Below are 21,728 nucleotides of genomic sequence, written 5' to 3'. Positions count from 1 at the left end.
TGTCTAGCTTCAGCTCGCAGCGCCTCGCGGAAAATAACCTTCCTCCATCGACATACAAGTATGTCTCGTCGGAAGAACATTTTCCTCCCGGCGCTAAACGCTCGCTTCCGCTTTTCTTTGTAGACGCTTCGTTTTGTTCAGTTTTCAAAGAACATTTATCATGGAGCGGGTGATGGGAATCGAACCCACGACATCAGCTTGGAAGGCTGAGGTTTTACCACTAAACTACACCCGCATATAGCCTAGCTGGTCGGGAAGACAGGATTCGAACCTGCGACCCCATGGTCCCAAACCATGTGCTCTACCAAGCTGAGCTACTTCCCGTTAATGTGGCGCGCTCGAGAGGATTCGAACCCCTAACCTTCTGATCCGTAGTCAGATGCTCTATCCAATTGAGCTACGAGCGCTTACTTTTCAAGAGACGCTTTCTATTATATATCATCGAAAATATTTTTGCAACACTTTTTTCGATGCGGCCGAGAGGACTTGAACCTCCACGGGGTTGCCCCCACTAGGCCCTCAACCTAGCGCGTCTGCCATTCCGCCACGACCGCGATATCAATAGTGGTGCGGGTGGAGGGACTTGAACCCCCACGCCTTGCGGCGCCAGATCCTAAGTCTGGTGCGTCTGCCAATTCCGCCACACCCGCAAAATGGTGAGCCATGGAGGACTCGAACCTCCGACCCTCTGATTAAAAGTCAGATGCTCTACCTGCTGAGCTAATGGCTCATTATCAAAATCCAGTTATATACACTAGTCTTTTAAAGCGGTATGATGTCCCACTCCACTCTCAGAATATTTACTCAAGGAGTGGTTCGAGTGGTGCGCTGAAAAATCTTGAAAAAATCTTATTTGAGCGTGCTGTGTCCCTTCCTCTTCTAGCTCACTCAGCGATGATTAATGCGTCGGGACAACTCGCAGCTTATTCGACGATGCATCGCTCGTCGCTAATGGCTCATTTTTTAAAATGGCTGGGCTAGCTGGATTCGAACCAGCGCATCACGGAGTCAAAGTCCGTTGCCTTACCGCTTGGCTATAGCCCATTGATATAACTTCATGAAATACTTCTACGAATATGCTTCATGAGTTAACACCGCAGAAATTATTTTGGGGATTTCTGAAGGAAATCCACGAAATAATTTCGACAATGACTTGGTTTTTAGCTGTTACATCAACACCGCAGGATAATTTCAAAAATTTCTGTCAGGAAATTCAGGAAATTATCCGACATTTATATAACATTTTTAAATCAATGGCGGTCCCGACGGGACTCGAACCCGCGATCTCCTGCGTGACAGGCAGGCATGTTAACCACTACACTACGGGACCAATATTTTATATGGTGGAGGATGACGGGATCGAACCGCCGACCCCTTGCTTGTAAGGCAAGTGCTCTCCCAGCTGAGCTAATCCTCCAACAGCAAACAAATGGGAGGTGGTGTTCACTTTCGACAAAGGAAAGCTTCCAACATCTCCCACTAAAAGATGACCCGTACGGGATTCGAACCCGTGTTACCGCCGTGAAAGGGCGGTGTCTTAACCACTTGACCAACGGGCCATATTCCATATTTCAAAGTGGCGGAGAAGGCGGGATTTGAACCCGCGCGCCGCAAAAACGCGACCTAACGGTTTAGCAAACCGTCCCCTTCAGCCACTTGGGTACTTCTCCAATGGCTCCGCAAGTAGGATTCGAACCTACGACCTACCGGTTAACAGCCGGTTGCTCTACCGCTGAGCTATTGCGGAATAAATCAGCTATCAATTTAAAAAATAATCTGTCACTTGACTTCTTTCATTATAGTGGGATGTTTATCAGTTGTCAACAGCAATTTTATTACTTTGTTACTCTTTTTCAAAACCGTCTATCAACGACGGCTTTTATAATTTAACATACATATATATCTTCCGTCAACTACTTATTTTAATTTTTTTAAACGTCCTTGGCATCTTCCGCAAACATAGCGTTGTGTGTTGATTCTTTTTCTCCTTTTGTACTGTATGCCGCAAGCTGTACAAATATAAATATGAATCGAGATACTTTTTTTCCTTAATTCATTCGGCAACGGTTTACAAAACCTTGGTGCTTCTACTTGCTTTAACAAAACGCGAAAATCATGATCCCGATGTCGATAACCTTTTCCCTCTAAATGAAGATGATAATGACATAGCTCATGTTTAATAATCGCAATCAACTCTTCTTCTCCAAACGCTTCATAATATTTCGGGTTAAGTTCAATATTGTGAGTACGCAATAAATATCTTCCACCTGTCGTTCTCAGTCGCGGATTAAACACTGCTTGATGTTTAAATGGTTTGCCAAAAAAACGCAAGGAAATGTGTTCTACCAATTGCTGCAGCTTGTTTTGCTCCACAGCGATCCCCCTTTTTTGACACAAGACAACTTATTTATACATAAACTATATACTAACTTCTTTTTAAACAAATGTCCAATGGAGGTTTGCCCAAATGCCTACATGGTTAAAAAATCAAATGATGCGTGCTTATTACGAAAAAAATAGCTATCAAATTAAACTGTTAAACCAATGTTGGTTCTTTTACCGAAAAAAACACTGCTCGTAAAAGCAGTGTTTTTTTCTAGAAGCCTTTTAACGAGGAGGAAGCATGGATAAAGCTATCCGTCCTTTTGCGACATCAACATCTTCTACCCATACTTTAACAACATCGCCTACGGAAACAACATCTAAAGGGTGCTTTACATATTTGTCGCTTAATTTGGAAATATGAACAAGCCCGTCCTGCTTAACTCCAATATCAACAAACGCACCGAAATCAACAACATTGCGCACGGTTCCTTCTAGTTCCATTCCTTTTTGTAAATCTTCCAGTTTTAAGACATCTTTTTTCAATAACGGTTTCGGCAAATCGTCACGCGGATCTCTTTCCGGACGAATCAGTGCATCAATAATATCTTTTAATGTCAATTCTCCAATTCCAAGAGCACTTGCAGTTTCTTTAATTGATAAATTTTCAAGCGCCTGACGAAGCTTTTCGCTTCCCAAATCTTCTGTCGTAGCGCCAATTTGCTTTAACAACTCTTTTACTTTTTGATAGTTTTCCGGATGAATGGCTGTTCGATCTAAAGGTTCGTCTCCATCAATAATCCGCAAGAAACCGATGCACTGTTCATATGTTTTCGCCCCTAGCCTTGGAATGGTTTTTAATTCGCTGCGATTTTTAAATTTTCCTTGTTCTTCCCTGCGCTTCACGATATTTTCAGCGACTGCTTTCGATAGTCCTGATACATACTGCAGCAGTGCTGCAGAAGCTGTATTGACATTCACTCCAACTTGGTTTACAACCGTTTCAACAACAAAGTTTAGTGACTCTGCCAGCTTTTTCTGTGAAACATCATGCTGATATTGCCCGACACCTACCGATTTCGGGTCAATTTTCACCAGTTCCGCGAGCGGATCCTGCACACGCCGTGCAATGGAAACTGCGCTTCTTTCCTCTACTTGCAAATCCGGAAATTCTTTGCGGGCAAGCTCTGAAGCAGAATAGACACTCGCTCCTGCTTCATTGACAATCATATAAAATACGTCTTCGCTCAGCTCTTTTATCGTATCAGCTACAAATTGTTCCGTTTCACGCGAAGCTGTTCCGTTGCCGATCGCAATCATTTCTACCGAATAGTTTTTAATCATTTCGAGCAGCTTTCTCTTTGCTTCGTCTAATTCATTTTTTGGCGGATGCGGATAAACTACATCAATTTTCAATAATTTTCCTGTCTCATCGACAACCGCTAATTTACAGCCTGTCCGATAAGCAGGGTCAATCCCCAACACCGTCTTTCCTTTTAACGGCGGCTGCAATAAAAGCTTTCGTAAATTTTCTGCAAAAATATGAATCGCACGCTCTTCTGCTTTTTCCGTTAATTCATTGCGGATTTCTCTTTCTACAGCCGGTTCAATTAAACGTTTATAGCTATCTTCAATCGCTTCCAAAACAAGATTTGCTGCTTTTGAATGCTCATTTAAAACTACCTTTTTTCTTAAATAATTTAAAATGTCATCAACAGGGGCTTTGATGGAAACGCGTAAAATATCTTCTTTTTCCCCGCGGTTAAGCGCCAGCACTCGATGCGGAACAATTTTATGAACAGGCTCCTCATATTCGTAATACATTTCGTACACTTTTTTCTCGTCTTTCTCTGTGTCTTTAGCGACAGACACAACCATTCCTTTTTTAAATGTCTCTGTGCGAATCCACTGGCGAAACGTTGCATCATCAGCAACTTTCTCAGCGATAATATCCTTGGCACCTTGAATGGCTTCTTCAATCGAATGGACTTCTTTTTCCTCAGAAAGAAACTGGGATGCTTTTTCTTCTACCGATTCATTCACCGGAAATGTTAAAAGCCATTCTGCCAACGGCTCAAGCCCTTTTTCTTTGGCGATAGTCGCTTTTGTACGCCGCTTCTGTTTGTATGGGCGATATAAATCCTCTACTTGCTGTAATTTAGTTGCTTGTAAAATGGCTGTTTTTAATTCCTCCGTTAGCTTTCCTTGTTCGTCAATTAGCCGTAACACTTCTTCTTTGCGTGACTCAAGATTTTGGAGATATTGCCATTTTTCTAACACCTCACGAATTTGCACTTCATCGAGAGCACCTGTTAACTCTTTGCGATAACGGGCAATGAACGGAACTGTGTTGCCCTCTTCAAAAAGAGAAATAACATTTTCTACCTGCCAACCGGCAATACTTAGCTCTTGGGCAATGATGTGAATCAGCTTTTCTCGTTTCTCCAACGCGAATTCCTCCTACAATGTTGAAAAGGTTTGTTTCTTCATTTTACCAAAACTTATATACAAATAGTATGGATCTTTTCCTTTCTTAAACTACTCCCTCTTCCCTCTCCAGAGTCCTTTAAAGTAAGGGGGCTGAGTAGATAAAAAAATAAAAATAGCTACGGCTTCGGTAGCTATTTTTTCTGAATATTCAAACATATAGACTTGTGCAAATTAAAAATCAATGAGTCCTAAGCTGATTTGAAGGGCTTCATCCACTTTATCCATCATCTCATCATCGAGATGGGTAATCTTATCTGTTAAGCGTTGTTTATCAATCGTCCGTATTTGTTCCAAAAGGATAACGGAATCACGCTCAAATCCGTAGCGCTTCGCATCAATTTCCACGTGCGTTGGCAACTTCGCTTTTTGGATTTGTGCGGTAATAGCCGCCACTATTACAGTAGGACTAAAGCGGTTCCCAATGTCATTCTGAATGACTAATACCGGACGAACGCCTCCTTGCTCTGAGCCAACTACCGGGGAAAGGTCTGCAAAATACACGTCGCCACGCTTGACAATCAAAGCATTACCCCCCGCTAACTAAACGTTCAACGGTGTGGTCGGCTTCATATTCTGCAAGAAACGCTTCCGATGCAATGGATAGATTAATTTTCGCCATTTCCATATAACCGCGTCTCATCGCCTCACGGATTTGGCGCTTTTTACGTTCACGAATATACATTTTCGTTGCTTGATAAATCAGATCGCTGCGATTACCGTTTTCTTGTTTTACAATTACGTCTAACTCTGTTACTAATGCTTGAGGCAGACGAATGACGATTTCTGTTGTTGCGCTGGATTCAGACACAAACATGCACCTCCAAGAAACTACAGCCCAATTAAGTCACATTCATTTCAATAATAGCATTAAATCCTTTTCATGCAAAGCAATTTCCTTAATTCCTTACATATTATCGTCTGAAAAGTTGCTTGTTTATGCATATTGTTTCTGTTTAAAACAAGATTTCTCTCTCCAATGATACTTTGCTGTTTGAAAAAATACGAATACCATGCAAGTTAATGATAAAAAACAGGCTCCTTTTATTAGCCGAGCCTGTGTAAACACATGTTATTTAATGGCTGTTCCTTGTACGGAGCGGGCAATCATCATCATTTCTTCTCGTGTTAAATCATTAGAAGCCAGCGTAAAATCGGTGCCTTTATATGACCAAGTAAGCGATCGATCAGTAAGCGCTCCGATGGCAAATCCCAAATCAACCGGCTCACCTTTGATAAGTGTAGATGTGCTCGTTGCCGGCAGGACACGCGCTTTTTCTTGAATAAGCGTAAATGATTTTTCACCGCCGAATGTCATAATAATCCGTTTTCCATTCTCTGTTGCAATTTCTTTTTCTTCCATAGGTTCAACTCCTGCTGGTAAATCAACCGGGTACATTACTTTTAGCGTTGCATCATCTTCTTGTGCCATTGTCGGAACATCTAATTTCGCCCCTGTCATATTTTTCGTTGTATCAAATGCATCTTTGTCAAACTCGGTATTAAATTCAACTTTGGAAAATTCGACAGTTAGCAGCGGATTCATATCTGTATCCATTACTTTCACAGTAACAGGAGACAAATCTTTTTTGTTCAAAGTAATTTCTTGTTTCGGAATCATTTTGCTGTTTTGATAATTCGTTTTTGTTTCGAAGACGTAATAATTTTTTGTTGTTTTAAAGGAAGCCTTCGAATCGTTTAAGATATCTTTTATTAAAGATTCATATAAATAAGCTTGACTGCTGTTTTTGGGCCAGTCGCTTTGAAAGCGGAAGCTTTTGTTTAATGCAGGTGTTAAAACAAACACTCCCTCATCATTCCGTAAAATCATTTGATTTTGCTCTTTTTGTGCATTTTTCAAATTGACACGGTAGTAGGACGGCTGCTTATACCAAATCTCCACGTCATACACTTGCGGCTCTGAGCCGGTCGTTAAGGTCATTTTCGCTTCCGCTTTATAACTGGACAATTTCTCCATTTTTTCATCAAGCTCTTTGACTACGTCCTCTTGAGATTTTGAACCGCACGCAGCTAAAGCAAAAACTAAAAAGATGGTTAACAGTGCCCCAAATAAAATTCTCCTCATTTTTTCAACCCCTTTGTCTCATATAAACATTGAGAGATGTTCTCTCCCTTGCGCACTACAATATATGAGACAAGGATGGCAAATATGCAGACTAGCTTGACAAGCGCTCAATAATTACCTGCGCAACCGCATACTCCTCGCTATGGGAAATGGATAAATGAATGCGCTGTTCTGAGGTTTCTGAAAGGATAAAAGGCTTTCCTTTCTCATCATTATGTATGTGTATGTCCGTAAAAGACAGTTCTTTGCCGATTCCCGTTCCTACTGCCTTCGCATAAGCTTCTTTAGCAGCAAACCTCCCTGCCAAAAATTCGATTTTTCTCGTTTCCGATAATTGAAAAAATCTTTTCTTCTCCGACTCTGATAAAATCCGTTCAATAAATTTCGGCTGCCGCTCCACAATTTCTTTTATCCGTTTTATTTCTACAATATCAATTCCAATTCCAACAATCATTGCTTTTCCTTCCTTCTATCCGTTCTATTTATTACATACATATTTACAAAACAAGCTCTCAAGGAGGGGAGTGTATGTTTTTACGTACTGAAAATGTTCAAACATTTGTCCGTTTATATCCAACTGTCTCATCCATTATCGTTACTCATGTTATTTGCTGGACTTTTTTTTCGATTGAGACAACGTTTGCCAATTTTCTTCTAGAAAAACTGATCGGCATAAACGTTTATATCCGCATGGGGGAATATTGGCGTCTTTTCACTCCGCTTTTTTTGCACCTTCATTTCGGGCATATGATGATTAATTCTCTTTCTCTTATCCTTTTTGGTCCTGCTTTAGAAAAAATGCTCGGAACATGTAAATTCATCATTGTCTATATATGGAGCGGCACATTTGCAAACGTTGCTACGTTATTTTTCCTTCCGCCGCTGTATAGCCATTTAGGCGCTTCAAGTGCCATTTTTGGGCTGTTTGGCGTGTACATTTACTTAATTATCATTCACAAAAATATCATCGACCGCCGGCACGCACAAATCATTATTACAAGTTTATGCATTGGTATTGTCATGACAGTAACGAACCCCAATATTAATACAATCGCTCATACATTCGGATTTTTAGGCGGAGCAACGATAGCTCCATTTATCGCTTCCCGCCGAAATCCATATGCGATATAGTTACCGTTTTCGATACCATTTTTGTATGGCATCCATATGTGCCTCATCAATGTCTACGACTTTAAAATGCTTTGAGTGTAGTAAACCGGATTGAATGAACAGGTGAACGGTTGCAAGCCGCTGTTTGCGCTGGAAAATAGACTGGCTGCTTTCTAGAGTTTGAATCCGCCTTTTCCTTAATAACACAATCATTTTTGTAAAAACTCGATAACGCAACGATAAGCTATGTTCATCGATCATATACACGCCGGCATCTTTAAAACGCATATACCCAAGAAACGCAAAAGGGACTACAAGCAATAGTAACAAATACCCCCATGGCTGAAAAAAATAACTAATTGGAAGCAGCAAAACGACTGCTGGCAATACGGACCGCCATATATAACGGCGCAGCGCTCTTGACGGCAATCGTTCAAAAGAAGCTGGTACGGAATAATGAGGCACAAACATCGATAACAGCTCATTTACTTTTGAAACCTTTACAAGCGGGAAAAGAACAGTGGAATAGTTGCTTTCCTTTTCAGCTAATCCCCCTGCACTTTCTACGTAAACAGCAGCATAACCGAACAATTGGCGGAGAGGATTTTGTGCAATGCGAATCGCTTGAATGCGGGCAATGGGAATGTTAAACTGCCGCTTTTCCAGCAACCCGCGGGAAATCGTTAAATCATCTCCGTTTTTGACAACAGTAAAATGGCCGTATTTCGCAACCATTATAAAAATAGAAATAAACCATACTAAAAAAATAGCAAATAAGACGATGAGAGAAATAATAATCATATTCAAATGAGTGAACTGCTGAAACTTTTGTAAAAATAATTCATAAGGAATCAACTCGTCAAACTGACCAAAAAACGCCCCTCCGGCGGACAAAACAACACCGATGCTGCCAGACGTAGAAGCAGCAATCACTAATTCTTTCATTGTTGCTTCATAACGCAAAAAAGCATCTTCCATTTGTGCATAAGAAATCAAATCATCAGCAAGCAAAGCGCTCTTTATTCTATCTGCTTCCGCTTTTGTAATCGCAGTTAAAACCGCTTCGGCCTCATTGCCTCCTCTCGCTGTTTCAATTTGCAATTTTACTAAACCGAACAATCTTTGGATGATTCCTGCTGAAACATGAATCGTTTGAATCCGTTCCCGCGGAATATATCTTCGTTTTCGTACAAATATCCCGTATTCGATTCGTAATTCTCCCTGCTCAATTCGGTAAGTATAGCGATACCAAGACAATAATCCTCCCATCAACGTCCCGAGCAGCGTAATGACTAAAACGGCATATTTGAACCAGACAAATTTTCCTTCTCCCTCCCCGCCAAATATAAAAAATAACGCTAAAGGAAGAATTAGCTCGCGAACGGTTTTAAGAAATTGAATAAAAGCAGCAAGCGGATGTAGGCGGCGCGGCTCATTCATCTTCATCAACCACCCTTGCTAATATGGAAATGCGGTCGCGCAATTTCTCTGCTTCTTGAACATCCAACGCTGGTATTTCATGAGTAGTCGCCGCCGTGGATACAGATACCGTTGCTAGACGATACTTACGTAAAAGCGGTCCCTGTTCTGTATCGACATGCTGAACGCGCACCATCGGAATAATTGTTCTTCTAATAATAAACAAGCCGCGTTGAATATCAATTTCATGTTCATGAACTTCATACCGCCACCGTTTCCAGCGCAGCTTGGGAAATAAAAATATTTTTGCATACGTATCAACGACAACAACAATAAAACCAATCATAATGAGCCAATAAGGCCAGTCAAAAATAAGTGTTACCGCAACAAAAACGAAAAAAAGCATCCATGAAATTGCAGATAAAATAGCTCCGCTAATTCGCCAAACGGTTAACGCTCTTTCACTAATCCGATGTTTGGGCTCCTCCCTCATGTTTTCCCCTCTTTTCATTTGTAAATCCATTTCCTCTATAACAAAAATATACATGAAAACGAACGAAAAAACCGCCAAAATATTGGCGGTTACCGTACATAAAATCTTACCTCATCAATGAATTCAACCTCTTGATAATGTTTTAAATCATCTACTAATCGGAATAAAGCTTCATCTTTTTGCCTCGCGACATATCCTAGTCTTACAATCGCCACCTCAAACTAAGATTACTTTTAGTATGAGTATGGTTCTTTCTAAAAAAGCTAGTCGAGCGGGCATGTAAAAAAAGAGTCTGTCTCCCTTCAACGTATTTTCCGGTTTTGAAAGGAGATAGACTCTTTTCCTTTATCGGACAGCGCGGCGTTTTTTCATTTGCCGATGCCGCGGTTGCTCTTTTCCATTTTTATGGTTTGGACGTTTTTTCTCTCTTTTCACTGGAAGCGGCGGCTCTTCCGTTAATTTGACAGGCGTTGTATCCGGCTCTTTTGTCATCATTTTAATCGCAGCGGCAATAAGGGAAACCGAATCGTGCTCTTCTAACAGTTCCTCGGCCGCGCGTTTATAAAATGATAAGTTTTCCTTTTCTACAGTTGCAAGCAGCTTCTCAATCGCAATGCGCTGCTGTCCTTCTAACGCTTCGTCCAATGTCGGCGGCTTCATTCGTTCCATTTTCCGCTTCGTTGTTTTCTCAATATTATGAAGCTGTCCGATTTCCCTTGGGGTGACAAACGTCATCGCCACTCCGGTTTTTCCTGCGCGGCCAGTGCGTCCAATGCGATGTACGTAGCTTTCTGGGTCTTGCGGAATATCAAAGTTGTATACATGTGTCACTCCGGAAATATCCAACCCGCGCGCGGCTACATCGGTTGCCACTAAAATTTCAATGGAACCCTCTTTAAATTTGCGCAAAACAGAAAGACGCTTTGCTTGGCTTAAATCTCCGTGAATTCCTTCCGCTGCATAGCCGCGTAAATTTAACGCCTCAGCAAGCTCGTCAACGCGACGTTTTGTGCGCCCGAACACAATTGCCAGCTCAGGAGCTTGGATATCTAGCAGGCGCGTTAACGTATCGAACTTCTTTTTCTCATGAATTTCTAAGTAATATTGCTCGATATTCGGCACAGTCATTTCTTTTGCTTTCACTTTAACAAGATGCGGATTGTTCATAAATCGTTCAGCAATGCGGCGAATCGGTTCCGGCATCGTCGCAGAGAACAGCAATGTCTGCCGTTCTGCAGGAACTTGACTTAAAATCGCTTCAATATCATCGATAAATCCCATATTGAGCATTTCATCCGCTTCATCAAGAACAACGGTATGCACATGTTGCAAATGAAGCGTTTTCCGATTGATATGGTCAATAATTCTTCCCGGTGTACCGACAATCACATGCGGCCGTTTCTTGAGGGCGCGAATTTGTCTTTCGATATCCTGACCGCCGTAAATCGGCAAGACGCGGACACGTTTCGTCGCTCCAATTTTATACAATTCCTCCGATACTTGAATCGCTAATTCCCGTGTCGGGGCAACGACAATCGCCTGAATCGTATCGCTATTTATATCAATTTTCTCGATTAACGGAATTCCGAATGCTGCCGTTTTTCCTGTGCCTGTCTGTGCCTGACCAATTACATCCTTATTTTGCAAGCTTAACGGAATCGTTTCCGCTTGAATCGGAGTCGCTTGTTCAAATCCCATGCGGCGAATCGCCTTCATTAATTCTTTACTTAAACCTAATTCTTGAAATGTAATCAACGCTTCCATACTCCTTTTAAAATTTCTAGCTTATAAAAAAAGGCATTCCGCTAAAGCAGAAGATGCCCCCCTCCTTTAAATGCTGTAAGTTATCATACCATTTTCATACTGTATTTTCAATAAAAGCCTCATGAAAGATTTTCCTGCAAAAATTTCTCAACCTCACCAAATAATTGCTGACGGTCTGGTCCATGACAAACAAGATGGCCGGAAGAGGGCAAAAAAAGCAGTTTTTTCACCGGAGAACGAATCGTTTTATATAGATAGTGAGCGCTTTTTAACGGGACAATCCCATCTTTCTCTCCTTGAACAATCAAAGTGGGAACAGAAATCTCTTTCAACATTGGACGAACTTCGCTGACTAATTTCCGGAACTCCAACGTTGCTGTTAATGGCGTATGTACTATTTTCGTCTTATAGCGAACAAACAAAGGATTTTCCTTCAGTCTGCCTGTGAAGCTGTCGCGGACCATTCCGCGAATATCACTGAACATTTGCTTAGGATTGATATAATAAACAGCCGCGCTCAGCAGAACGAGCTTTTGGACACTATATTTTGTCGCTAAATAGCCGGCTATCACGCCGCCCATGGAAAAACCGACTAAGTAAACGGTATCGCATTTGTTTAGCAGCTTTTGTAATTCTTCTTCCGCCGTTTGCAGCCATTGGTCATATGTAACTCCCTTTAATTGCAATTGCTCGCCGTGCCCCGGCAAACAAGGTGTTTCAATGAGCCAATTCGTTCTTTCTTGCAAATATTGAGCTAACGGCTCGACTTCATAAGGCCCGCCTGTAAAACCGTGTATACATAAGCAACCAATCATAACCAATCACCTGTTGTATATTGATGATGCTGCTTATTTTAGCATAGCCAAAAAAGGGCTGACCCAAAAGTGTCAGACCACACACATTCCACAACATATCACATATGTGCTGCGGGGTCTAACACTCTGCTTCCGGGTCAGCCGCTTAGTCTGTTACATACTTGATTACTTCTTCCAGCTTCATACCCCTTGAGGCTTTTAAAAGAACAACATCTTTTCCAGAGACAAGCCCTGCAAGGTCCGCTGCCAGTGTTTCTTTGCTGTCGTATGCTTTTACCCGTCCTTCTGGAAAAGCTGGCTGCGCTGCTAAAGCAATCGCTTTACCGAGCCGTCCATACGTCAAGATATAGTCTGCTATGTTTTCGTTTAACATTCGGCCAATTTCTTCGTGAAACTCGATTTCCTTCTCGCCAAGTTCAAGCATATCCCCTAAAACGGCCACTTTCTTTTCGTAGCCTGTCAATTCTCCCAACAGCTCAAGCGCCGCTTTCATTGATGTCGGACTGGCGTTATACGCATCATTAATAATCGTTAAGCCGTCTTTTCCTTTTATGATTTCCATCCGCATTTTTGTTACTTGCAAGCGTTCAAGGCCGGATTTGATATTCTCCCAGCTTATGCCAAGGAAACGAGCAACGGAAATAGCTGCTAAAGCATTATATACATGATGTTTTCCTAAAATGGGAATAAAGAAAGAAACATCAGGCGCTTGATTCACCGTAAAAGTCGTTCCATTTGCTTTTAAAGAAACCGTAAGCGGATAATAATCATTGCTGTTTTGACTGCCAAACGTCAGCGTCTTCTGGGAGAGATTCATCTTTTGTACACGTGTTGTTAAAAGCGGCTCATCGCCATTATAGACGAAAACGCCGTCTTCTTTTAATCCCGACACAATTTCTAATTTTGCTTTCGCAATCCCATCACGCGAACCTAACTCCTGCATGTGGGCTTCACCGATATTCGTAATAATGGCGGCATCTGGTTTCGCCAAGTTGGAGAGAAGCTCAATCTCGCCAAAATTGCTCATTCCCATCTCCACTACTGCCACTTCTGTCGTTTCTTCCAGACGAAGCAATGTAAGCGGCAAACCGATATGGTTATTTAAGTTTCCTTCTGTTTTCTGTACTTTGTATTGCGTTGATAAAATCGCTGCTGTCATATCTTTTGTCGTTGTCTTACCGTTGCTTCCGGTAATGCCGATGATTTTGGCAGAAAGCTGCTGGCGATAGCGGCTTGCTAAACGTTGAAGCGCCTGTAATGTATCATCAACAAAAATGAGCGGCACGTCTTGCGGAAAATCAGGCTCATTTTTTTCCCATAATGCCGCAACAGCTCCCTTGGCAAAAGCATCTTTCACAAACGCATGGCCGTTAAATTTTTCACCTTTAAGCGGAACATATAGATTGCCTTTGCAGAGAGTTCTTGTATCCGTTGATACACCGGAAATAACAAGATGATTATATTGCGCAGCCAAACCGCTTCCTTTTGTCATTTCTTGAATTTCTTGCAATGTACGAGTAATCATCATTTTTCACCTTGCTTCTTTAATAGAGTGTCTGACCTCATAGAATAAACAGTATATATCATGCACTAAACACTCGTAAGTATCCTGTGAGGCTGTCTCAAAAGCCAAGGGTCAGACCCTTATGAGACAGCCTCCTTTTTTATCTTCATTAAAACGTATACGTAATCGTTTGCTTTTCTTGATGGCGTTCAATGGCCAACTGAACTAAACGTTCAATAAGTTCCGGATATGAAACTCCCGTATGCTTCCAAAGAAGCGGGAACATGCTGAATGGAGTAAAGCCCGGCATCGTATTCACTTCATTAATGTAAATAACACCGTCTTTCGTTAAGAAAAAGTCAGCACGCACAAGCCCGCAAAGGTCAAGAGCTTTAAATGCAGTAATCGCCATCTGTTTAATCGTTTCATACTGTTCTTCCGTCACATCAGCCGGGATAATTAGCTCTGTATCGCCATCCTCATATTTCGCTTGATAATCGTAAAATTCTTTTTTCGGAATAATTTCGCCGACAACCGAGCAAATCGGCTTATCATTGCCAATCACGCCGATTTCAATTTCACGGCCGACAATCGCTTCCTCAATAATAATTTTCCGGTCATATTTAAACGCTTCGATAAATGCTGCCTCTAAATCTTGGCGGTTTTTACATTTGCTGATTCCTACGCTTGAACCCGCATTGGCCGGCTTCACAAAACAAGGATAGCCAAGTTCTTTCTCGACTTTGGCATAGGCAGCCGCCGCATTTTCCTTCCAGTCATTTTTAATAAACCAAACGTATTTTGCCTGATTTAAACCTGCTTGGGCAAATAAATTTTTCATAATAACTTTATCCATACCTGCCGCAGAGCCTAACACACCATTCCCAACATATGGAATATTCAATAATTCAAGCAAGCCTTGAACCGTGCCATCTTCACCATTTGGCCCGTGCAACAGCGGGAAAATGACATCAACCGCTTCTTCGCTTTCTTCCGTTGTTGCAGGAGCCGCCGCTTTATTTAAAGCCACCGGCAAGATAGCATTTACTTCTGACTTCAACTCTAATTGCTTTATATCCTCTACTTCTCCGGTTAAACGCTCACCTTTCACCCATTTTCCTTCTGTTGTAATATAAATCGGTGTAACGTCAAATTTTTCTTTATCGATAGCGTTCATGACCGCTTTCGCCGTTTGCAGCGATACTTTATGCTCTGGCGACTTTCCGCCGTATAATACTCCTATTCTCGTCTTCATCAGGGGGTTCCTCCTCATCTTTTTTCGCCAATGTTTATTGTAACACGTTATCAAAAAAATGACTGAGAAATTCCGTACAGCTGTATTTGTAATAATGGTTGATACTTTTTTATATGATAAAGCAGGCTCTGCTGTTCAAATGAAAACAGAAAAACCGGGATTGACCCATAAGTGTCTGACCTCACGCACCACCCAACAATCGATCGTACTTACTCATTGTTGTGTGCTATATGTCCGACACTTGCTTTTGGATCAGCCTCGGTCTTGTCGTATGGAACACTGCTCATCCATTGGCTTGCCGCCTTAATACCTTCTCTGCTTTTTTGTGTTTTCGCCTGCTGTAATCATTTCTTTTATTGCCTCTTGCGCTGTTTTTTCAATCTCTTCGAAGTATTCATTGATTCGCTTATTGAGACGGTTTTGCTCCATTTCATCATTTAATACTTGGAAAATTTTCTGCTCATAAGAGTCCAGCCCAGATAAATTATAGATAAGACCCCTTCGTTCAAGATATTGCAGGTTAATTTTCTCCTGACCCGGCAGCCAAGCAACTGTGAACAACGGCAGCCTTTTTTTCAGCACTTCACTTACTGTGACACCACCAGGTTTAGTAATAATGGCATCAACTCGATCATATAAACGGTTCATTTCTTCCGGATCAGATATATATGGAAGTGGATGGATATTCGGATGACCCCAGCTTAAAATTTCTTTATAAAGCTGTTCATTTTTCCCGCATAATACAGAGTATTGAAAATGGTTCGCTTTTCCCATCTTTCTGAAAAAATCAGCAATATTGCCTAATCCTTGATTGCCCCCGGCAAACAAAATATGTTTACGGCGGTTCGCCGATTTTTTTACCGTACTTCTCGGAGTAATGGCTTCATGAACAGGAATACCGGTAACGATAATTTTTTCCTTAGAAATTTTATGTTTGGTCATTAATTCGATTTTTGCCTCTTGGTGAGGAACAAAATGATAATCGATTCCGCTTTTTCCCCAAATACCATTCAAAAAGAAATCGGTATACACATTAATCACAGGAGTCTTTATCCTCTTTCGCTTTTTCAGCCGCTGTAAAACACGGGAAGGGAACGAATGAGTACAAATAATCAGGTTGGGCTGCTCCTTTTCTAACATTTTTTTCATTTTATGCTCAAAATAAGGAAGCCATGGCTCTAAGTGAGCAACTTCCAGCCGCTGGGAATCAGCGCACATGAATGTTTTATAAATATGATGATACGAATTCGGATAAGAACGAATCCAGCGAATATACATTTCAGAAATCAGTTTTTCCATTTGCTCATTGCAATAGCTTAAAAAATCAATTTTTTTGCAAACAACAGAAGGAAATTGTTTTTCTAAAGAATAAATAAGCGCATCCGCCACTTTATGGTGTCCAGAAGGCATTTGAAACAACGGCAAAACAAGAACTTTCATCATTACAATAGCTCCTTACCGATTTCCGTATTGTTTCTTTCTGATCATCTGATTCAGCCAAGCTCCGAGAATGAACAAGACAAACATGCCTAAGCCAACCAATGGAATATACGAAAGCGGAACATTGAACCGTTCTCCGAAAAAAGCGCCTAATAACACAAATGGAAGTGTCCATAATAAAGAGCCTATCCATGAAAGCAGCAAAAAAGGAACAAACGGAAAATTTGTCATCCCCGCCATATACGGTGAAATTTGCCGAATTCCCGGGAGATAATAACCAAATAAAACGGTCCATCTCCCATATTTTCGAAACGTTGCATCCGCTTTATGCCACCTATCCTTGTTAATCCCGACATATTTTCCATATTTATTAATAAACGGTTGACCGAGAAAAAAACCTGCTCCATAAGCGCTCAGCATACCGACATTGACTCCTAGCAATCCCGCAAGCAAACAATATTCCCACGCTAATTGCTGATGGGCAATCAACACGCCAAGCAAAAACAATAAACTTTCTTCAGGAGCGGGAATGCCGACAATTCCGCAAAAAAGGAAAAGAAAAATGATGATATATCCATAGGCATGTATATACATTAAAATCGTATTTGTCTCCATACGTCCCTCTTATTTTTACGAAATTTGTTTTTTATTTTGCGCATTCAGCATTTCGCTAAGCGTTACCCATCTGATTTTTTGCGCATACCCTTCTTTCAAAAACAACTCTAATGCTGCCAGCATATTTTCCGGAGCATTGGCATCTGCTCCGAACGTCTCTCCGCTGTCATGAAGCACGATGATCGAACCATCCTGCTGACATTTTTTTAAACGGTGAAACAATTCAAGCACTCCTACATGTTCTTTCCAATCCCTGAGTATATGTGTCCACATAACCGTTTTATACTGCTTCTGCAAAGGAAGCGTACACAAATTAAAGTGGCCCCAGGGCGGGCGATAGTAAATCGGCCTTTCTTGAATCATTTGTTCAATGATGTCGGCTGATTTACGTAATCCCCGTGACAGAAAGAATGGAAGCAAAAACCAATTGCTAATATGTCGGTAATTATGCAGCCCGATCTCATGGCCTTCTTGATGTATTCGTTTAATAATATCCGGATGCCGCTTTGCTTTTTCTCCTACCACAAAAAAAGTAGCTTTTACTTGATACTTTTTCAATAAATCTAATAAACGAGGAGTATATATCGAATCCGGACCATCATCGAACGTTAAGGCGATCGTATTTCGCTTATTTCCCTTTTTGTAAATACGCAGAGAAAAAACACGAATCACAACGGTCGGAACAACAGCGTAAAACAGAAAAAAAGCAAGCAGAACCAGCAATAAAATTTTCAAAAAATACACCTCTTTATCATCATCTTCTTTTTGCCACAGCTATGAACTATAATACTAATAATCTACGTTTATCACTTTAACAATAAATCAATCGTTTTTTAATATGAAGATGCTATGATTGAAGAAATATTTCAACAGAATAAAGAACATGTACCCTTATGTTTCATTATAGTTCATCTTTTTAGGAAAGAAAAAGATTTACCTGTCTTTTGTCTCATTTATTTTTATTGGATGGATTGTTACAATTTTGTATTGTTTTGTTTTTTGTACAGAATCGAGGTACATATCCTGCTTGCCCCTTGAACAAGAGTCTATTTTCCTGCAAACTATATGTTACAACTCTTTCATTTTCATTGGAATAGACGGCCTTGAGAACGTTATCAATGAACGTTGGACATAAATTTTATAAAGATAGGTGATGATCGTTGAAGAAAAAAATTATTCTTACAGGCGGAGGATCTGCCGGACATGTGACCGTCAATTTAGCGCTTATCCCGAAGCTGTTCGAACAAGGCTGGGAAATCAGCTATATCGGTTCACATACGGGAATTGAACGAGAGCTGCTCTCTAAAGTGGAAAATGTACCATATTTCGCTATCTCAACAGGAAAATTGCGCCGCTATTTTGATTGGAACAATTTTAAAGATCCTTTTAAAGTCATGAAAGGGACGCTGCAAGCTTACCAGATTATTAAGCGGGAAAAACCGGACATTATTTTCTCCAAAGGAGGGTTTGTCTCTGTTCCTGTCATTCTCGGCGCTTGGTTCAATCGTGTGCCGACCATTATCCATGAATCGGATATAACGCCGGGACTTGCCAATAAAATTGCCATGCCTTTTGCGACAAAAGTATGCGTTACGTTTCCGGAAACGTTGGAACATGTAAAGGGAGATAAAGGCATTTATGTCGGTGCGGTTGTAAGAGAAGAACTATTCAAAGGAGATGCAAACAAAGGATTTGAATATTGCCGCTTTGAAAAAGAAAAGCCGGTTCTCCTTGTCATGGGAGGAAGCTTAGGCTCGAAGCGCATCAATGACGTTCTGCGCGCCAACTTGCAAACACTCACATCTGACTTCCAAATTGTTCATATTTGCGGCAAGGGAAATATCGACCCTGACTTAATCAATTATAAAGGATATAAACAATTTGAATATGTAAGCGATGAGCTGCCACATTTAATGGCAATGGCGGATATCGTCTTGTCGCGCGCCGGCTCTAATTCCATTTTCGAATTTTTAACGCTAAGAAAACCGATGCTGCTTATTCCGCTCTCAAAAGGTGCAAGCCGCGGCGACCAAATTTTAAATGCCCGTTCCTTCCAAAAGGCCGGTTATTGTGAAATGCTGATCGAAGAAGATTTATCGAATGAATCATTGCTGAAAGCCATTTATCAGCTTTATCGCGACAGACAAAAATACATTGATAACATGAAAAAATCGGAAGCGAACGACGCATTAAGCAAACTTCTGGCGCTTATTAATGAATCAAGCCAAAAATAACTTAAAAAATTCGGAAAAACGATCGTCCTTGCTCTCTCTTTCCCGAATATCGCTAAACCGTTTTCCATGGGGCATCTCCATTCGACCGTCATCGGAAACACCCTTGAAAAATGCGGCTATAAAACGGTAAGAATGAACCATTTAGGCGGCCGGACATTAAGAAAAACGAAACATGGCACCTGTAACATATGGGGCCATGTTTGTTTTTCCATATAGATTAGAATACGTGTCCTCTTCATGATAGTGCTTTACCATTTATCGAAAACCAAGTTTCAGGCTATTTAAACTTACATATGGTTATACACACGAGATAACCTAAAACAACTCTATAAGATATACTGGCTAACTTAAAACTTTTTGACTTAAATAATCAAGAGATTGCAAAAAATCAAAAAGGAAGAATACAGGGCTCCATTATGTGAAAACCCGTGTATCCTCAATAAAAAGGTAATTAAAGGAATTTTATATCCTTTTCTCTACAATTTAGAATACATTACGGATTCAGGATACACTTATCGGTCATCTCTAACAAACAATGATCATATTTTGTCGATTTCCGGGGAAATATCCCCCTTACATTCGACATATTTTTATCTATAAGCAAAGAACTTTATTCATTAACCAATCTAATTTTCCGTGCATTTAATGCTCGATATGCTGGCCAATCAGCTCGAGTATCGGTTGGGAACGGGCAAGTAAATAAATTTTTCTTCGAATCGGATTGTTTTTAATGTCTTTGAAGACAACTCCTTTTTGTGTTATATTTTGCGCCTGAATCGAAGGAATGAAGGTAATTCCATATCCAGCTGCTGTATAGCTTAATAACGAATCATAAGGTAATTCTAGATGAAATCCCGCTTGTTGAAACCCTTCTAATACCGCCTTTCGCGAATCACAACCTGCCAATGACAACAAAATTTTTTCATTTTTTTAAAACTTCTTCTTATAAATTCAATAAATTGATACTATTTAGATAAATGCATGAATAAAGAGGGTGTCTTTATGAGACGAAGCATTCATTACGCATGGATCGTGCTATTGCTCGCCTTTATTTCCTTGCTTTCTGCCCAAGGAGTGAGGTTGTCGTTTAGCGCTTTTATTACTCCATGGGAAGATGAATTTCACACGAATCGCGGCGTCATATCGCTCATCGCGTTTATTAGTTATGCCGTGTTTGGGTTATCACAACCTTATATCGGAAAATTAATTGATCAATATGGTGTTAGAAACGTACTTTCTTTCAGTGTTTTGTTAATTGGTTTAACAACCATCTGTACCTTTTTTGTTAATAGTCCGTGGCAGCTCATGGTTTTGTATGGTGTCGTAGCATCTGTCGGTTTCGGGGGTGCTTCAAATGTGGCAGGTTCTGTCGTTATCGCAAACTGGTTTGTGGAAAAACGCGACTTTGCACTTGGATTAATGTCCGCGGGCACAGCGGCAGGACAGCTGCTTCTCGTTCCTTTTTCCTTGTTTTTAATTGAGCAATTTGGCTGGAAACATACGGTTTTACTATTAGGCGCTTTTTTAACGATTATCGTGTTTCCGCTCATTTTTCTCTTTATCCGCACTTCTCCTTCTGAAAAAGGAACGACCGCCTATGGAGAAGTAGAGAATACAAAAATAGAAATCAAGAAGAACGAGTCAAAAGAAAATGTGTCCATTTTAAAGTTGTTTAAAACAAAACGATTTTTATTTTTATTGCTTCCTTTTTTTGTGTGCGGAGTCACCACGAGCGGCTTAATTGATACACATCTGATCCCATTTGCTCAAGTATGTGGTTTTTCTCCGACTCTAACAGGAACAGCTGTTAGTTTATTAGCGGCATTTAATATACTCGGTACAATTGTATCAGGGCATTTAGCAGACCGGTTAAGCTGTAAAAACATGCTGGCTTTTCTTTATGGAGCGAGAGCCATCTCCATTGCAATATTACTCATCATCGTCCATGAGACGTCATTCTTTCATTTTTTATATCGCAATCACTTCTTTAATCATCCTAACTGAAAATTGAATTCATTTTCTTCATTTGCTCCCTTCACCAAGCATCTAATTGTTGATCGTATCTCACAGCTTTCATAACAGGCACCATGATGTTTTAACGTTTTGGCTTCTGATAAATTTGCACCATCAAGCTGAGGGCTTGGAAGAATCGACACTTTATCATCCCTTCGTTTCGCAATAAGC

General features: G+C 40.7%; 20 protein-coding genes, 12 tRNA genes and 1 pseudogene. 5 read left to right on the top strand and 28 right to left on the bottom strand.

The window, feature by feature from the left end:
• Positions 1–161 precede the first annotated feature (161 nt).
• The 13 genes from B0I26_RS15460 to B0I26_RS15400 form a co-directional block, all read right to left on the bottom strand.
• Positions 162–235: transfer RNA gene (locus tag B0I26_RS15460), tRNA-Gly, on the bottom strand.
• 12 nt (positions 236–247) lie between these two features.
• Positions 248–324 (bottom strand) — tRNA-Pro (locus B0I26_RS15455).
• Between the two features lie 6 nt (positions 325–330).
• Positions 331–407 (bottom strand) — tRNA-Arg (locus B0I26_RS15450).
• 64 nt (positions 408–471) lie between these two features.
• Positions 472–554 (bottom strand) — tRNA-Leu (locus B0I26_RS15445).
• 11 nt (positions 555–565) lie between these two features.
• Positions 566–650 (bottom strand) — tRNA-Leu (locus B0I26_RS15440).
• 4 nt (positions 651–654) lie between these two features.
• Positions 655–730, bottom strand: a tRNA-Lys gene (locus B0I26_RS15435).
• Between the two features lie 239 nt (positions 731–969).
• Positions 970–1,044: transfer RNA gene (locus B0I26_RS15430), tRNA-Gln, on the bottom strand.
• Between the two features lie 210 nt (positions 1,045–1,254).
• Positions 1,255–1,330 (bottom strand) — tRNA-Asp (locus B0I26_RS15425).
• Positions 1,331–1,341: 11 nt separating this feature from the next.
• Positions 1,342–1,417: transfer RNA gene (locus B0I26_RS15420), tRNA-Val, on the bottom strand.
• 70 nt (positions 1,418–1,487) lie between these two features.
• Positions 1,488–1,559 (bottom strand) — tRNA-Glu (locus tag B0I26_RS15415).
• 18 nt (positions 1,560–1,577) lie between these two features.
• A tRNA-Ser gene (locus B0I26_RS15410) sits at positions 1,578–1,670 on the bottom strand.
• Between the two features lie 2 nt (positions 1,671–1,672).
• A tRNA-Asn gene (locus tag B0I26_RS15405) sits at positions 1,673–1,747 on the bottom strand.
• Positions 1,748–1,917: 170 nt separating this feature from the next.
• A complete protein-coding gene (locus B0I26_RS15400) occupies positions 1,918–2,373 on the bottom strand; it encodes a SprT family protein (RefSeq protein ID WP_111646298.1) in 456 nt (151 codons plus the stop codon).
• Between the two features lie 94 nt (positions 2,374–2,467).
• On the opposite strand from B0I26_RS15400, the gene cmpA reads away from it, so the two are divergent.
• Positions 2,468–2,581 (top strand): cortex morphogenetic protein CmpA, encoded by a 114-nt coding sequence (gene cmpA / locus B0I26_RS15395; protein ID WP_111646297.1) that lies wholly within the window; start codon positions 2,468–2,470, stop codon positions 2,579–2,581.
• 26 nt (positions 2,582–2,607) lie between these two features.
• Here the strand turns inward: cmpA and B0I26_RS15390 are convergent, their stop codons facing one another.
• The 5 genes from B0I26_RS15390 to acpS all read right to left on the bottom strand — a co-directional run bounded on the left by B0I26_RS15390 (position 2,608) and on the right by acpS (position 7,349).
• Positions 2,608–4,770, bottom strand: coding sequence for a Tex family protein (locus tag B0I26_RS15390; protein WP_111646296.1), 2,163 nt, complete (start codon positions 4,768–4,770; stop codon positions 2,608–2,610).
• Between the two features lie 213 nt (positions 4,771–4,983).
• Positions 4,984–5,334 (bottom strand): type II toxin-antitoxin system endoribonuclease NdoA, encoded by a 351-nt coding sequence (gene ndoA / locus B0I26_RS15385; protein ID WP_003253417.1) that lies wholly within the window; start codon positions 5,332–5,334, stop codon positions 4,984–4,986.
• 4 nt (positions 5,335–5,338) lie between these two features.
• Positions 5,339–5,620 (bottom strand): CopG family ribbon-helix-helix protein, encoded by a 282-nt coding sequence (locus B0I26_RS15380; RefSeq protein ID WP_111646295.1) that lies wholly within the window; start codon positions 5,618–5,620, stop codon positions 5,339–5,341.
• A 261-nt stretch (positions 5,621–5,881) separates the two neighbouring features.
• Entirely contained in the window at positions 5,882–6,895 is a 1,014-nt protein-coding gene (locus B0I26_RS15375; protein ID WP_111646294.1) for a LolA family protein, read from the bottom strand.
• 91 nt (positions 6,896–6,986) lie between these two features.
• The gene (gene acpS / locus B0I26_RS15370; protein ID WP_111646293.1) at positions 6,987–7,349 is read right to left on the bottom strand and encodes a holo-ACP synthase; all 363 of its coding nucleotides are present in this window, start codon (positions 7,347–7,349) and stop codon (positions 6,987–6,989) included.
• A gap of 74 nt (positions 7,350–7,423) precedes the next feature.
• On the opposite strand from acpS, the gene B0I26_RS15365 reads away from it, so the two are divergent.
• Positions 7,424–8,026 carry a rhomboid family intramembrane serine protease gene (locus B0I26_RS15365; protein WP_111646292.1) on the top strand — a complete coding sequence of 201 codons (603 nt, stop codon included), beginning with the start codon at positions 7,424–7,426 and terminating at the stop codon, positions 8,024–8,026.
• Here B0I26_RS15365 and B0I26_RS15360 read toward each other — a convergent pair whose 3' ends face one another.
• The 9 genes from B0I26_RS15360 to B0I26_RS15320 all read right to left on the bottom strand — a co-directional run bounded on the left by B0I26_RS15360 (position 8,027) and on the right by B0I26_RS15320 (position 18,039).
• Positions 8,027–9,445 (bottom strand): PH domain-containing protein, encoded by a 1,419-nt coding sequence (locus B0I26_RS15360; protein ID WP_181502937.1) that lies wholly within the window; start codon positions 9,443–9,445, stop codon positions 8,027–8,029.
• Positions 9,438–9,917, bottom strand: a complete 480-nt coding sequence (locus B0I26_RS15355) for a PH domain-containing protein (RefSeq protein ID WP_111646290.1) — start codon at positions 9,915–9,917, stop codon at positions 9,438–9,440. The genes B0I26_RS15360 and B0I26_RS15355 overlap by 8 nt, the downstream gene beginning before the upstream one ends.
• A gap of 345 nt (positions 9,918–10,262) precedes the next feature.
• A complete protein-coding gene (locus B0I26_RS15350) occupies positions 10,263–11,681 on the bottom strand; it encodes a DEAD/DEAH box helicase (RefSeq protein ID WP_245934812.1) in 1,419 nt (472 codons plus the stop codon).
• Positions 11,682–11,800: 119 nt separating this feature from the next.
• Positions 11,801–12,496: an alpha/beta hydrolase gene (locus B0I26_RS15345; protein ID WP_111646289.1), complete on the bottom strand. Its 696-nt coding sequence runs from the start codon at positions 12,494–12,496 to the stop codon at positions 11,801–11,803.
• A gap of 145 nt (positions 12,497–12,641) precedes the next feature.
• Positions 12,642–14,021: a UDP-N-acetylmuramoyl-tripeptide--D-alanyl-D-alanine ligase gene (locus B0I26_RS15340; protein WP_111646288.1), complete on the bottom strand. Its 1,380-nt coding sequence runs from the start codon at positions 14,019–14,021 to the stop codon at positions 12,642–12,644.
• A 148-nt stretch (positions 14,022–14,169) separates the two neighbouring features.
• On the bottom strand, positions 14,170–15,255 hold the full coding sequence (locus tag B0I26_RS15335) for a D-alanine--D-alanine ligase (protein WP_111646287.1): 1,086 nt from the start codon (positions 15,253–15,255) through the stop codon (positions 14,170–14,172).
• A 303-nt stretch (positions 15,256–15,558) separates the two neighbouring features.
• The gene (locus B0I26_RS15330; RefSeq protein WP_111646286.1) at positions 15,559–16,698 is read right to left on the bottom strand and encodes an MGDG synthase family glycosyltransferase; all 1,140 of its coding nucleotides are present in this window, start codon (positions 16,696–16,698) and stop codon (positions 15,559–15,561) included.
• A gap of 12 nt (positions 16,699–16,710) precedes the next feature.
• Complete coding sequence (locus B0I26_RS15325; RefSeq protein WP_111646285.1) at positions 16,711–17,310, bottom strand: DedA family protein; 600 nt, start codon at positions 17,308–17,310, stop codon at positions 16,711–16,713.
• A 15-nt stretch (positions 17,311–17,325) separates the two neighbouring features.
• Positions 17,326–18,039, bottom strand: a complete 714-nt coding sequence (locus B0I26_RS15320; RefSeq protein ID WP_111646301.1) for a polysaccharide deacetylase family protein — start codon at positions 18,037–18,039, stop codon at positions 17,326–17,328.
• A gap of 431 nt (positions 18,040–18,470) precedes the next feature.
• Here B0I26_RS15320 and B0I26_RS15315 point away from each other — a divergent pair, with 431 nt between their 5' ends.
• Positions 18,471–19,544: an undecaprenyldiphospho-muramoylpentapeptide beta-N-acetylglucosaminyltransferase gene (locus B0I26_RS15315; protein ID WP_111646284.1), complete on the top strand. Its 1,074-nt coding sequence runs from the start codon at positions 18,471–18,473 to the stop codon at positions 19,542–19,544.
• Positions 19,545–19,556: 12 nt separating this feature from the next.
• A pseudogene (argS, locus tag B0I26_RS15310) lies at positions 19,557–19,691 on the top strand (arginine--tRNA ligase domain-containing protein); the annotation flags it as partial.
• A gap of 495 nt (positions 19,692–20,186) precedes the next feature.
• Here the strand turns inward: argS and B0I26_RS15305 are convergent.
• Positions 20,187–20,459 (bottom strand): LysR family transcriptional regulator substrate-binding protein, encoded by a 273-nt coding sequence (locus B0I26_RS15305; RefSeq protein ID WP_342767132.1) that lies wholly within the window; start codon positions 20,457–20,459, stop codon positions 20,187–20,189.
• An 87-nt stretch (positions 20,460–20,546) separates the two neighbouring features.
• Between B0I26_RS15305 and B0I26_RS15300 the strand changes: the two genes are divergently transcribed.
• A complete protein-coding gene (locus B0I26_RS15300; RefSeq protein ID WP_111646282.1) occupies positions 20,547–21,548 on the top strand; it encodes an MFS transporter in 1,002 nt (333 codons plus the stop codon).
• Positions 21,549–21,728: the final 180 nt, after the last annotated feature.

Source organism: Paranoxybacillus vitaminiphilus (genome assembly GCF_003259935.1).
GTDB classification, from domain to species: domain Bacteria; phylum Bacillota; class Bacilli; order Bacillales; family Anoxybacillaceae; genus Paranoxybacillus; species Paranoxybacillus vitaminiphilus.
Note: the sequence above shows the minus strand (reverse complement) of the source record. Positions and strands in the feature narration are given on the sequence as shown.

What these genes read in the sequence shown, in the direction of transcription:
- cmpA (WP_111646297.1), top strand. Translation starts at nt 2,468, where the DNA reads ATGCCTACATGGTTAAAAAATCAAATGATGCGTGCTTATTACGAAAAA.
- B0I26_RS15375 (WP_111646294.1), bottom strand. Translation starts at nt 6,895, where the DNA reads ATGAGGAGAATTTTATTTGGGGCACTGTTAACCATCTTTTTAGTTTTT.
- acpS (WP_111646293.1), bottom strand. Translation starts at nt 7,349, where the DNA reads ATGATTGTTGGAATTGGAATTGATATTGTAGAAATAAAACGGATAAAA.
- B0I26_RS15365 (WP_111646292.1), top strand. Translation starts at nt 7,424, where the DNA reads ATGTTTTTACGTACTGAAAATGTTCAAACATTTGTCCGTTTATATCCA.
- B0I26_RS15360 (WP_181502937.1), bottom strand. Translation starts at nt 9,445, where the DNA reads ATGAATGAGCCGCGCCGCCTACATCCGCTTGCTGCTTTTATTCAATTT.
- B0I26_RS15355 (WP_111646290.1), bottom strand. Translation starts at nt 9,917, where the DNA reads ATGAGGGAGGAGCCCAAACATCGGATTAGTGAAAGAGCGTTAACCGTT.
- B0I26_RS15350 (WP_245934812.1), bottom strand. Translation starts at nt 11,681, where the DNA reads ATGGAAGCGTTGATTACATTTCAAGAATTAGGTTTAAGTAAAGAATTA.
- B0I26_RS15345 (WP_111646289.1), bottom strand. Translation starts at nt 12,496, where the DNA reads ATGATTGGTTGCTTATGTATACACGGTTTTACAGGCGGGCCTTATGAA.
- B0I26_RS15340 (WP_111646288.1), bottom strand. Translation starts at nt 14,021, where the DNA reads ATGATTACTCGTACATTGCAAGAAATTCAAGAAATGACAAAAGGAAGC.
- B0I26_RS15335 (WP_111646287.1), bottom strand. Translation starts at nt 15,255, where the DNA reads ATGAAGACGAGAATAGGAGTATTATACGGCGGAAAGTCGCCAGAGCAT.
- B0I26_RS15330 (WP_111646286.1), bottom strand. Translation starts at nt 16,698, where the DNA reads ATGATGAAAGTTCTTGTTTTGCCGTTGTTTCAAATGCCTTCTGGACAC.
- B0I26_RS15325 (WP_111646285.1), bottom strand. Translation starts at nt 17,310, where the DNA reads ATGGAGACAAATACGATTTTAATGTATATACATGCCTATGGATATATC.
- B0I26_RS15300 (WP_111646282.1), top strand. Translation starts at nt 20,547, where the DNA reads ATGAGACGAAGCATTCATTACGCATGGATCGTGCTATTGCTCGCCTTT.